We start from the raw sequence: 11,847 nt of genomic DNA, 5'->3' as shown, positions 1-11,847 counted from the left end.
ATTCCCTCTCGACAGTTGTCTTCTGGACAGCGCTTGGAAACAGCTTAGCTATGTACCATCGCGAACGACCCTAGCGGCACCCCGGTGTGAGTGACACCTTTACGCTCACCGAAACAACCGAGGATCCGTCCTCAACGGGCCCGGAACAGTTGCTCGACGGCATCGAGCACCCGGCTCGCCATCAGTGCCTTCGAGCCGTGCTCGAGGGCGGACTCCGAACCGTCCGCGCCGAGTAGCCATCCGTCGTTGTGGTCGACCTCGAAGGCTTTGCCCTCCCCGACGGCGTTGACGACCAGGAGGTCGCATCCCTTCCGGGCGAGCTTCGCGCGCGCATAGGTGAGGACGTCTCCGTCCGCGTCACCGGTTTCGGCGGCGAAACCGACGATCACGGTGGCCGACGGAATCTCGCCTTCGGCCCGGGACTGCACCAGACCGGCCAGAATGTCCTCGTTCTTGGTCAGTGCGATGGAGTCGGGTTCTCCGGCGCCCTTCTTGATCTTGCTGGCCACCGTGGTGGACGGACGGAAGTCGGCGACCGCGGCCGCCATCACGACCGCATCGAACTCGGGTGCGTGTTTGGCGACGGCAGCACGCATGTCCTCGGCCGTGCGCACGTGAACGACGTCGACGGCGGCCGGATCAGCGAGGCCTGCGGTGTATCCGGACACCAGCGTGACGTCGGCGCCGCGCTGCACCGCGAGACGGGCGATGGCATAGCCCTGCTTCCCGGAGCTGCGATTGCCGAGGAAACGGACCGGATCGAGCGGTTCCCGGGTGCCACCGGCTGAGACGAGGATCCGACGCCCTTCGAGATCGCGCGGCAACGCGTCGGGCCGCTCGAGGAGCAACGAGGCGAGCCCGACGATCTCATCCGGTTCGGGCAGTCGGCCGGCGCCGGTGTCCTTGCCCGTCAGGCGACCGGATGCCGGCTCGATCACCGTGGCCCCACGCAAGCGCAGGGTTGCCACATTGGACACCGTGGCGGGATGCTCCCACATCTCGGTGTGCATCGCGGGTGCGAACACCACCGGACATCGTGCAGTGAGCAACGTCGCGGTGAGCAGGTCGTCGGCCCGCCCGGCGACGGCACGGGCCATCAGATCCGCGGTGGCAGGCGCGATGACCACGAGGTCCGCTTCCTGTCCCAGGCGGACGTGCGGCACCTGCGGAACGTCGGCGAATACTCCGGTGTGCACCGGATTGCCGGACAGCGCCTCGAACGTCGCCCGGCCCACGAACTCGAGGGCGGACTCCGTCGGGATGACGCGCACGTGGTGGCCGCTCTCGGTGAACGCGCGGATGATCGCGCAGCTCTTGTACGCCGCGATACCGCCGCCGACACCGACGACGATTCGCTTGCGTGCGACTGCGGAGGGGGCAGATTCGGAGAGACCCGTTTCGAGCCCGGGGCTCGCCGCCTTGTCGGGCACGGCAGTTCCTCCGCTCACTCGCCTTCGGTGTGCTCGAGCAGATCGGAGTGGATCTCACGCAGCGCGATGGACAAGGGCTTTTCCTGCAGGCCCGGCTCCACCAGGGGTCCGACGTACTCGAGGATGCCGTCACCGAGCTGGTTGTAGTAATCGTTGATCTGCCGGGCACGCTTGGCCGAGTAGATGACCAGCGCGTACTTCGACGAGGTACGTGCGAGCAGCTCGTCGATCGGAGGATTCGTGATTCCGAGCGGTGTGTCATAGGCAGGCAGGGCGCCATGGCTGGGGGTTGCGGACGCGGCTGCGGGGGTGCTGCTCACTCGGTATCTCCTGAAATAGTTCTGGCTAGTGGATGTGAGAACTAGTGGTCTACCCGGACTGTTCCCGGGGTCCAACCAACAAGGATACCAACTCGTCGCACGATCGGCTGACATCCTCGTTGACGATGACCTCGTCGAACTCGTCCTGAGCCTCGAGCTCGACCTTCGCGGTGGCGAGACGACGCTCCACCACTTCCGGCGATTCGGTGCCCCGGCCGGTCAAGCGCTCGACAAGTGCTTCCCAACTGGGCGGGGCCATGAAGACCAGAAGCGCCTCCGGCATTGCAGCCCGCACTGCCCGGGCACCGGCGAGATCGACCTCGACCAGCACCGGTTTTCCCTGCTCGATGGCGCGGCGGACCGGTTCGGCTGGGGTGCCCGACAGCTGGAGGCCACCGTGGATCTCCGCCCACTCGAGCAGCTCGCCCGACTCGATCATCCGCTGGAATTCGTCGCGAGAGGTGAAGCGGTAATCCTTGCCGTCCACCTCGCCCGGGCGTGGGTCACGTGTCGTCGCGGACACGCTGAAGACGAGCTCCGGCAGCCGTTCCCGCAACAATCGCACCACGCTGGACTTACCGACAGCCGAGGGGCCGGCCAGGACAACCAGCCGACCCCTCCGCACTGCGGTCTTTCTTTCTGACACTCGAGCGTCAGCTACCACTGTCGTGCTCAGGCCTCGAAGTCGAACCTGGCGAGCAGGGCCTTACGCTGCCGATCGCCGAGGCCACGGAGGCGACGGGTCGGAGCGATCTCCAGCTCGGTCATGATCTCCTGCGCCTTGACCTTGCCCACCTTGGGCAGTGCCTCGAGCAACGCCGACACCTTCATCTTGCCCAAGATCTCGTCGTCCTCGGCGTCCTTGAGAACCTGCTTGAGGTCGGTGCCGCCACGCTTCAGGCGCTCCTTGAGCTCGGCCCTGGCTTTACGGGCAGCAGCTGCCTTCTCCAAAGCAGCAGCGCGCTGCTCATCAGTCAACTGGGGAAGGGCCACGGTTCCTCCGTCTCGTCGTTGGCAAATAGTCCAAACCACTGGATAACCAGCAGCGATAGCGACCGTACTCACGCCCGGCGCCGATTGCGAACCCACCCCCCGAGGTCAAAGCCGGATTCCGGTGGGCTATGAGAGTGCGGACTCGACCTCGTCACGAACCTTCACAGCGGCCGCACGCAGGGCCGTCACCGACGGACCCTCACGGAGAATACCGCGAGAACTGTTCGGCAGCAGCAACTTCCGGGAATCGGGAAAAATGTCCGCAAGGTCACGTGCTGTGGCACCCTGGGCACCCAGTCCCGGCGCCAGAATTGGTCCAGAAAAATTCGACAAATCCAGACCGTGTCCGCGTGTCGCACCGACGACCAGCCCGACCAGGTCGGATTCTGCCGCATTGTGCTCGGCCGCCGCATTCACCACGGACTGCGCCACCGACACGCCCCCGGCAACGTCAGCACCCTGCAACTCCCCGCCCTCGGGATTCGAGGTGCGAGCAAGCACGAACAGCCCGCGGCCCTGCTCCGCCGCCAGCGAGAGGGCCGGTTCGAGCGCACCGAACCCCAGATAGGGCGAGACCGTCACCGCATCGGAAGACAGCGCCGAGTCCAGGCCGAGCCACGACTGCGCGTAGGCGGCCATCGTCGACCCGATGTCACCCCGTTTCGCATCCGCGACGACGAGCGTCCCGGCCTCCCGGAGAACACAGATGGTGCGTTCGAGCACCGCGTACCCGGCCGAGCCGTACACTTCGAAGAACGCCACCTGGGGCTTCACGACGGCCACCTCACCGACGAAGGCCTCCACGCAGATCTCGGCAAAGGCCTCGAGCCCCTCCGCATCGACGGGAAGGTCCCACGCCTCGAGCAACCCCGGGTGCGGGTCGATGCCGACGCACAGGCGGCCGCGGTGCTCGACCGCGGCCCTCAGCCGAGCACCCCACGCCTGGTCCTGGTGCCGGTCCGTCACGAGGTGAGGGAACCCGTGTCGGAACCATCGAACGGGGCCGGTGAGCGCAGCCGGGCATGCAACGCCTGCAGCGACTGAACGCCGATGTCGCCGCGGATCGCGGCCTCGATGCCCTGGACCGCAGCGGACGCGCCCTGCACGGTGGTGACGCAGGGGATGTTCACGCCGACGGCCGCGCTACGGATCTCGTACCCGTCCACCCGGGGCCCGGAGTTGCCGTACGGGGTGTTGATCACCATGTCGACCTCACCGTCACGAATCTGGTCGACGATGGTGCGGGCGCCCTCCTCCAGGGGCTCGCCGGAGTGCTTGTGCACGTCCTCGCAGACGATGCCGTTGCGGCGCAGGACCGCCGCGGTGCCCTCGGTCGCGAGAATTCGGAAACCCAGGTCGGCCAGCCGCTTGACCGGGAAGATCAGCGACCGCTTGTCCTTGTTCGCGACCGAGACGAACACCGACCCGGAGATGGGGAGTGACCCGTACGCAGCTGTCTGGCTCTTGGCGAACGCGGTGCCGAAGTCGGCGTCGATACCCATGACCTCGCCCGTCGACTTCATCTCGGGACTCAGCAGTGTGTCCACCCCGGTGCCGTCGGCGCGTCGGAACCGGTTGAACGGAAGAACGGCCTCCTTGACGGCGACGGGTGCGTCCGCCGGGGTGAAACCACCGTCACCGGTGGCCGGAAGGAGTCCGGTTTCCCGCAACTCCGCGATGGTCTCGCCGAGCATGACGCGTGCGCAAGCCTTGGCCAGTTGCACGGCCGTGGCCTTCGACACGAACGGCACGGTCCGGCTGGCACGGGGGTTGGCTTCGAGGACGTACAGGATGTCGTCCTTGAGGGCGTACTGCACATTGAGCAACCCCTTGACGCCGATACCCTTCGCGAGCGCCTCCGTCGAACGGCGGACGTTCTCGAGGTCAGCGCGACCGAGGGTGATCGGGGGCAGGGCGCACGCCGAGTCGCCGGAGTGAATGCCGGCTTCCTCGATGTGTTCCATCACTCCCCCGATGTACACCTCGTTCCCGTCGCAGAGCGCGTCGACGTCGATCTCGATGGCGTCTTCCAGGAACCGGTCGACCAGTACGGGCCGGTCGTCGGATATTTCGGTGGCGCGGGAGATGTAGCTCTCGAGCGAGGCCTCGTCGTAGACGATTTCCATGCCGCGGCCACCGAGCACGTAAGACGGTCGCACGAGCACCGGGTATCCGATACCGGCGGCGATGTCGCGGGCACCGGTGAACGTGGTTGCCGTTCCGAACTTGGGCGCCGGCAATCCCGCCTCTACCAGTACCTTGCCGAATTCGCCACGGTCCTCGGCGAGGTCGATGGCCTCGGGGCTGGTCCCGACGATGGGCACTCCTGCGGCTTTGAGCCGTTTCGCCAGACCCAGCGGTGTCTGTCCGCCGAGCTGCACGATCACGCCGGCGACGGTGCCGGACAGCGACTCCGCCCGGTACACCTCGAGCACGTCCTCGAACGTGAGCGGCTCGAAGTACAGCCGGTCGGCGGTGTCGTAGTCGGTGGAGACGGTCTCCGGGTTGCAGTTGACCATCACCGTCTCGTAACCGGCCTCGGACAACGTCAGGGCCGCGTGGACACAGGAATAGTCGAACTCGATGCCCTGACCGATGCGGTTGGGGCCTGAACCGAGGATGAGGACCTTCGGACGCTCCGTCTGCGGAGCCACCTCCGACTCGGCCTCCGGATCGAGCTCGTAGGTGGAGTAGTGGTACGGCGTCTTCGCCTCGAACTCGGCTGCACAGGTATCCACGGTCTTGTAGACGGGGTGGATGTTCCACTGCTCGCGCAGCGCCCGAACGGAATCTTCGTCACCCAGCTCGGGGCGAAGCACCGCAACCTGCCGGTCGGAGAACCCGTGGTGCTTGACGCGCCGCAGCACGCGCTCGTCCACCTCGTCGACCTCGCGCAGCTCGCTACCGAGCTCGTGGATCTGCAACATCTGGTCGAGGAACCAGGGATCGATTCCCGTGGCGTCGAACAACTGCTCGAGGGTGGCACCGAGACTCATGGCCTTCTCGATGCCGTACAGCCTGCCCTCGTGCGGCACGGCGAGCTCGGCGAGCAGCGTCTCCAGGTTCTCGGTGGCCACCTGCGGCCCGGTCCAGAATCCTGTCTGCTTCGTCTCCAGCGAGCGCATGACCTTACCGAGCGCCTCGGTGAAGTTGCGGCCGATCGACATGGCCTCACCGACCGACTTCATCGTGGTGGTGAGAGTCGCGTCGGCACCGGGGAACTTCTCGAATGCGAAGCGGGGAGCCTTCACCACCACGTAGTCGAGCGTGGGTTCGAAGCACGCCGGGGTTTCCTTGGTGATGTCGTTGACGATCTCGTCGAGGGTGTAGCCGATGGCGAGCTTCGCCGCGATCTTCGCGATCGGGAAGCCCGTCGCCTTGGACGCCAGAGCACTCGACCGCGACACCCGCGGATTCATCTCGATGACGACGAGGCGGCCGTCGGCCGGGTCCATCGCGAACTGAATGTTGCAACCACCGGTGTCGACGCCGACCTCGCGCAGGATGTCGATCGACAGGTCGCGCATCGCCTGGTACTCGCGGTCGGTGAGAGTCATCGCGGGAGCGACGGTCACCGAGTCACCGGTGTGCACGCCGACGGGATCGACGTTCTCGATGGAGCAGACGATGACCACGTTGTCGCGGCCGTCGCGCATGAGCTCGAGTTCGTATTCCTTCCACCCGAGGATCGATTCCTCGATGAGCACGTTGGCGGTGGGCGACGCGGCCAGTCCGCCACCGGCGATGCGGGCGAGGTCCTCGTCGTCGTACGCCATGCCGGACCCCAGGCCACCCATGGTGAACGACGGCCGGACCACCACCGGGAAGCCGAGTTCGGCCACCGTGTCGCGGACCTCGTCCATCGTGTAGCAGACCCGGGACCGGGCCGACTCGCCACCGACCTTGGCGACGATGTCCTTGAATTTCTGGCGGTCCTCGCCGCGTTGGATCGCTTCGAAGTCGGCGCCGATCAGTTCGACGTCGTACTTCTCGAGGATCCCCTGCTCGTGCAGGGCCACTGCGGTGTTGAGCGCGGTCTGACCACCGAGGGTCGCGAGAACCGCGTCGATGGGGTGACCGTTCGCGGCCTCGAGAGCGATGACCTTCTCGACGAACTCCGCCGTGATCGGCTCCACGTAGGTGGAGTCGGCGAACTCGGGGTCCGTCATGATGGTGGCCGGGTTCGAGTTGACGAGGCTGACCCGCAGGCCCTCTTCGCGCAGCACCCGGCATGCCTGCGTACCGGAGTAGTCGAACTCGCAGGCCTGGCCGATGACGATCGGGCCGGAGCCGATCACCAGGATGTGGGAGAGATCTGAACGGCGTGGCATTACTTCTTGACTCCCTCGAGCAGGCTGGTGAATCGGTCGAACAGGTAAGCAGCATCGTGCGGGCCGGCGGCGGCCTCAGGGTGATACTGCACCGAGAAGGCCGAGCCGTCGAGCAGACGGACTCCTTCGACGGCGCCGTCGTTGGCGCAGGTATGGCTGATCACCGCCCTGCCGAAGGGCGTGTCGAATTCCTGCCCGGCCTCCCCTTCGAGCGCGAACCCGTGATTCTGTGCGGTGATCGCGATGCGTCCGGTTTCGTGTTCGATCACCGGGACGTTGATTCCGCGGTGACCGAATTTCATCTTGTAGGTGCCGAGGCCCAGCGCGCGGCCCAGGATCTGATTGCCGAAGCAGATACCGAACAGGGGCAGGCCCTGCCCGATTACTTCCTTCGTGAGATGTACGGCGCCGTCCGCGGTGGCCGGGTCGCCCGGACCGTTCGAGAGGAACACGCCGTCGGCCTTCAGGTCGAGGATCTGCTCGAGCGTCGCGTCGGACGGCAGAACGTGTACGCGGATACCCCGCTCGGCGAACATGCGCGGGGTGTTGGTCTTGATACCCAAGTCGATCGCGGCGACCGTGAAGCGGGCCTCGCCCCCGGTCGGCTCGACGACATACCCGCTGGTGGTGCTGACCTCACCCGCGAGATCGGCGCCGAGCATCGACGGCTGGCTCTTCACCCGCTCCAGCAACACCTCCGGTTCGGCGAGCGCATCTCCGGAGAACACTCCGGCCCGCATCGACCCCCGGGTGCGCAGGTGACGCACGAGGGCGCGGGTGTCGATGCCGGCGATCCCCACGACACCCTGCTTCACCAGTTCGTCCTGTAGCGACCCGGTCGCGCGCCAGCTCGAGGTGCGGCGCGCAGGATCGCGGACCACGTAACCGGCTACCCAGATTTTCGCTTCCGCACTGCTGCCGGTGGGACCGACGGACTCGTCGTCTTCGTCGTTCCAGCCGGTGTTGCCGATCTGCGGCGCCGTGGCCACCACGATCTGGCGGTGATAGCTGGGGTCGGTCAGTGTCTCCTGGTAGCCGGTCATGCCGGTGCTGAAGACGGCCTCGCCCAGTGTCTGCCCGACGGCACCGAACGTGGTGCCGCGAAAGATCCGACCGTCCTCGAGGACCAGTACTGCCGAGTCGGTGTCATAGCCGCTCATGCGTTCTCTCCGTTCTGCTCGACCTCGCCAGAGCTCGCCGCATTCGCTGAATCTTCACTGTCTGTGGTGCCGCCCGACTCGCCCGAGTTGACCCAGACGGGGTAGACGGACTTGTCGTCGCTGCGGAATCCGGTGTCGATCTCGGTGCCGGACGGCAGTGCCCATCGGATCACCAGGAGTCCGTCCTTGCTCATGACCTTGCCGGCGAGGCCGCGCTCCGTGCGCACCGCACGAATCGCGTCCTGCGGAATCCAGATCGCCGAGGCGCCGTCCCTTTCGAGCAGGATGCCGGAGTGGTACCTCGAAATTTCACCGGTGGCCCGGAACCCGAGGTCCCCGACCGCAATTCGGTCCTGCCAGCTGGGTGCAAGCGTGCTGCCGACGTAGAGTCCGGTGGCCGGCGCGATCGTCTGCGCACCCAGGTGGGCGGGAACGGACGGCAGCTGACCGATGCGGTCGGCCTGCCAACGGGCCCGGCCACGCCATCCGACGTACATGAGGTAGATCGCCAGCGCCCAGAAGGCGGCCAGGCCGACGATCCAGAGGATTCTCTCCATCACTGTCCTCCGCCGCCGCGTACGGGAATGCGGACGTCACCGTTCCGCGCGGTGACCCGGCCCCGGAGGATGGTGGTGGTGACCCGCGCCGGCAGCGTCATCGACTCGTACGGCGTGTTGGACGCCACGCTGGCGAGTGCGGGCCCGTGCACCGTCCATTCGGCATCCGGATCGACCAGCACCAAGTTGGCCGGTTCACCGACGGCGATGGGACGCCCCTGGTCGTCGAGTCCGACGATCTCTGCGGGACGTTCGCTCATCACCCGGGCCACCCCACGCCAGTCGAGGAGGCCCGGCCGGACCATGGTCATCGCGACGATCGACAGCGCCGTCTCCAGACCCAGCATGCCGGGACGGGCCGCGGCGAATTCGCAGCACTTGTCCTGCTCGGCGTGCGGGGCGTGATCGGTGGCGACGCAGTCGATGACCCCCTCGGCGAGACCGGCGCGCAACGCCGCGACATCACTGGCTTCGCGCAGCGGCGGGTTCACCTTGTTGACGGCGTCGTATGTTTCGAGACGTGAGTCGTCGAGGAGCAAATGATGCGGCGTCACCTCGGCGGTGATCGAAATACCCTGCCCTCGCGCCCATTTCACCAACTCGACCGTTCCGGCGGTGGAGGCGTGGCAAATGTGGACACGGGCGCCGGAATCCCGGGCGAGCAGCGCATCACGGGCGACGATCGACTCCTCGGCTGCACGAGGCCAGCCGGCCAGGCCCAGCCGGGCCGCGGTCGGGCCTTCGTGGGCGACGGCACCGACGGTCAGCCGGGGTTCTTCCGCGTGCTGGGCGATGAGCACACCGAGCGAGCTCGAGTACTCGAGGGCGCGGCGCATGAGCAGTGGGTCGTAGACGCAATGACCGTCGTCCGAGAACATCCGGACCCGGCCGGATCCTGCGGCCATCGTCGCCATCTCGGCGAGTTGCTTCCCCTCGAGGCCGACGGTGACGGCCCCGACCGGATGCACGTCGACGAGCCCGACTTCCTGCCCGCGGCGCCACACGTGGTCGGTGACGACCACCGAGTCGGCGACGGGGCTGGTGTTGGCCATGGCGAACACTGCCGTGTACCCACCGAGCGCAGCCGCAGCCGAACCGGAATCGATGGTTTCGGTGTCCTCGCGGCCCGGCTCACGCAAATGTGTGTGCAAATCGACGAATCCGGGCAGCAGAATCTGGCCGGCCGCATCGATGACCTCGGTTTCTGCAGCAGCGGACTTCGCGGCGTCCGCGCCGATGGCAGCGACGAGCCCGTCGTCGAGCAGCACATCGGTGGGTTCGCCCTCGCCGTACAGCAACGCGTTCTTGATGAGCACTGTCTCTCCTGTTCCTGTCGAGTTGCTCATCCGGCAACTTCCTCTGCACCGACAAGCAGTCGGAACAGCACGGCCATACGCATGTGCACTCCGTTGGTGACCTGTTGCAGCACAGCGGCTCTCGGGGAGTCCGCGACTGCGGAGGCGATTTCCATACCGCGCAGCATCGGGCCCGGGTGCAGCACGACGGCATGCTCCGGGAGCAGAGCGAGGCGCTTCTCGGACAGTCCGTAATTGATCGAGTACTCACGCTGGGACGGGAAGAATCCCCCGTTCATCCGTTCCGCCTGCACGCGCAGCATCAGGACCGCATCGAGCCCGGGGAGTTCGGCGTCGAACGAGTGTGCCACCGTGACCGGCCAGGAGGAGGCACCGACCGGGAGCAGCGTGGGCGGTGCCACGAGAACGACCTCGGCACCGAGCATCGACAGCAGCAGCGCGTTGGACCTGGCCACCCGGCTGTGCAGGATGTCACCCACGATGGCGATGCGCTTGCCCTCGATGTCCCCGAGGCGCTGCCGCAGCGTCAGTGCGTCGAGCAGCGCCTGGGTGGGATGCTCATGGGTGCCGTCCCCCGCGTTGATGATCGCCGGTCCGCCGTCGTCCTGGCCGGCCGTCCACGAGGCGATCTGGTGAGCGGCGCCCGAAGCCGGATGGCGCACGATCAGCGCGTCGGCGCCCGCGGCACGCAACGTCATCGCCGTATCACGCAGCGATTCGCCCTTCGAGACCGACGAGCTCGAGGCGCTGACATTGATGACATCCGCGCTCATCCACTTGCCCGCGACCTCGAAGGACACCCGGGTCCGTGTCGAGTTCTCGAAGAACACTGTCATGACGGTGCGGCCGCGCAGGGTCGGTAGCTTGTGGACCTCGCGCCCGAGGAGGGCCTGTTCGAAGCGCTCCGCCTCGTCGAGAAGCTCGACCGCCGATCCTCGGGTCAGGTCCGCAATCGACAACAGGTGCTTCACTTAGCTCTTTCCCCCGGAGATCATGACCGCGTCACGGCCGTCGTGTTCGCCCAGGAGAACCTTGACGTCCTCGGTTCGGGCGGTCGGCACGTTCTTCCCCACGTAGTCGGCGCGCAACGGCAGCTCCCGATGGCCGCGGTCGACGAGGACCGCGAGCTGAACTGCGCGTGGCCGTCCCAGGTCACGCAGGGCGTCGAGAGCCGATCGGACGGTGCGACCTGAAAACAGCACGTCGTCGACCAGCACCACCAGCGCGTTGTCGACACCGCCCTCGGGGACGGAGGTCCGCTCGAGGGGGCGGTGCGGCTTGGTGCGCAGGTCGTCGCGGTAGAGGGTGATGTCGAGTGAACCGACCGGCGGACGCACGCCGGAGAATTCTTCGATCTTCGCAGCGAGACGCGCCGCCAGGGTCGTGCCGCGGGTGGGTATCCCGATGAGGACGACGCGAGGCGCTTCACCGTCGGCGGCGTCGATCGCGGTCTTCTCGATGATCTGATGCGCGATACGCGCAATGGTGCGGCCTACATCCGCTGCGGACAACAACTCACGCGCGGGCTCGACTGCCGGTGACGACTTCGGTGTTGCGTCTGCCGGTTCCTCGGCAGGGCGGGACCCTTCGGGCACGCGCATACAACGACCTCCTTCTCCGCCTCACTGGACGGATCGTTAAAGGATGCCTGACGCGGCCAGCTTAGCAGCGCGCCGAGTTGCGCCAGGCCGGGACCCCGGCCTCCGGTTCCCGCGCGCCACTCGGCCTGAGGGACGCCGC

11 protein-coding genes are annotated in these 11,847 nt (G+C 66.8%); all 11 read right to left on the bottom strand.

The window, feature by feature from the left end; translation table 11 throughout:
* Positions 1 to 131: 131 nt before the first annotated feature.
* The 11 genes from coaBC to pyrR all read right to left on the bottom strand — a co-directional run bounded on the left by coaBC (position 132) and on the right by pyrR (position 11,708).
* Positions 132 to 1,430 carry a bifunctional phosphopantothenoylcysteine decarboxylase/phosphopantothenate--cysteine ligase CoaBC gene (gene coaBC, locus JQT59_RS21815; RefSeq protein ID WP_213577959.1) on the bottom strand — a complete coding sequence of 433 codons (1,299 nt, stop codon included), beginning with the start codon at positions 1,428 to 1,430 and terminating at the stop codon, positions 132 to 134.
* Between the two features lie 14 nt (positions 1,431 to 1,444).
* A complete protein-coding gene (rpoZ, locus tag JQT59_RS21810; RefSeq protein WP_213571968.1) occupies positions 1,445 to 1,750 on the bottom strand; it encodes a DNA-directed RNA polymerase subunit omega in 306 nt (101 codons plus the stop codon).
* 49 nt (positions 1,751 to 1,799) lie between these two features.
* A complete protein-coding gene (gmk, locus tag JQT59_RS21805; RefSeq protein ID WP_109330271.1) occupies positions 1,800 to 2,414 on the bottom strand; it encodes a guanylate kinase in 615 nt (204 codons plus the stop codon).
* Positions 2,415 to 2,422: 8 nt separating this feature from the next.
* Positions 2,423 to 2,743 (bottom strand): integration host factor, actinobacterial type, encoded by a 321-nt coding sequence (mihF, locus tag JQT59_RS21800; protein ID WP_005262298.1) that lies wholly within the window; start codon positions 2,741 to 2,743, stop codon positions 2,423 to 2,425.
* A 126-nt stretch (positions 2,744 to 2,869) separates the two neighbouring features.
* Positions 2,870 to 3,709, bottom strand: a complete 840-nt coding sequence (gene pyrF, locus JQT59_RS21795) for an orotidine-5'-phosphate decarboxylase (RefSeq protein ID WP_213571967.1) — start codon at positions 3,707 to 3,709, stop codon at positions 2,870 to 2,872.
* The gene (carB, locus tag JQT59_RS21790) at positions 3,706 to 7,074 is read right to left on the bottom strand and encodes a carbamoyl-phosphate synthase large subunit (RefSeq protein WP_213571966.1); all 3,369 of its coding nucleotides are present in this window, start codon (positions 7,072 to 7,074) and stop codon (positions 3,706 to 3,708) included. The genes pyrF and carB overlap by 4 nt, the downstream gene beginning before the upstream one ends.
* Positions 7,074 to 8,234 (bottom strand): glutamine-hydrolyzing carbamoyl-phosphate synthase small subunit, encoded by a 1,161-nt coding sequence (gene carA, locus JQT59_RS21785; RefSeq protein ID WP_159922683.1) that lies wholly within the window; start codon positions 8,232 to 8,234, stop codon positions 7,074 to 7,076. The genes carB and carA overlap by 1 nt, the downstream gene beginning before the upstream one ends.
* Positions 8,231 to 8,791 (bottom strand): PH-like domain-containing protein, encoded by a 561-nt coding sequence (locus JQT59_RS21780; protein WP_213571965.1) that lies wholly within the window; start codon positions 8,789 to 8,791, stop codon positions 8,231 to 8,233. Before JQT59_RS21780 ends, carA begins: the two co-directional genes overlap by 4 nt.
* On the bottom strand, positions 8,791 to 10,137 hold the full coding sequence (locus tag JQT59_RS21775) for a dihydroorotase (protein WP_213571964.1): 1,347 nt from the start codon (positions 10,135 to 10,137) through the stop codon (positions 8,791 to 8,793). The genes JQT59_RS21780 and JQT59_RS21775 overlap by 1 nt, the downstream gene beginning before the upstream one ends.
* Positions 10,134 to 11,078 carry an aspartate carbamoyltransferase catalytic subunit gene (locus JQT59_RS21770; RefSeq protein ID WP_159922689.1) on the bottom strand — a complete coding sequence of 315 codons (945 nt, stop codon included), beginning with the start codon at positions 11,076 to 11,078 and terminating at the stop codon, positions 10,134 to 10,136. The genes JQT59_RS21775 and JQT59_RS21770 overlap by 4 nt, the downstream gene beginning before the upstream one ends.
* Positions 11,079 to 11,708, bottom strand: coding sequence for a bifunctional pyr operon transcriptional regulator/uracil phosphoribosyltransferase PyrR (gene pyrR, locus JQT59_RS21765; protein WP_213571963.1), 630 nt, complete (start codon positions 11,706 to 11,708; stop codon positions 11,079 to 11,081).
* Between the last annotated feature and the right edge of the window lie 139 nt (positions 11,709 to 11,847).

Source organism: Rhodococcus sp. USK13 (assembly GCF_018343855.1).
Classification (GTDB): Bacteria; Actinomycetota; Actinomycetes; order Mycobacteriales; family Mycobacteriaceae; genus Rhodococcus_F; species Rhodococcus_F oxybenzonivorans.
This window is presented reverse-complemented; position numbering and strand designations above follow the sequence as displayed.

Coding starts and splice junctions, on each gene's coding strand:
- carB (WP_213571966.1), bottom strand. CDS start 7,074: ATGCCACGCCGTTCAGATCTCTCCCACATCCTGGTGATCGGCTCCGGC.
- carA (WP_159922683.1), bottom strand. CDS start 8,234: ATGAGCGGCTATGACACCGACTCGGCAGTACTGGTCCTCGAGGACGGT.
- JQT59_RS21780 (WP_213571965.1), bottom strand. CDS start 8,791: ATGGAGAGAATCCTCTGGATCGTCGGCCTGGCCGCCTTCTGGGCGCTG.
- JQT59_RS21775 (WP_213571964.1), bottom strand. CDS start 10,137: ATGAGCAACTCGACAGGAACAGGAGAGACAGTGCTCATCAAGAACGCG.
- pyrR (WP_213571963.1), bottom strand. CDS start 11,708: ATGCGCGTGCCCGAAGGGTCCCGCCCTGCCGAGGAACCGGCAGACGCA.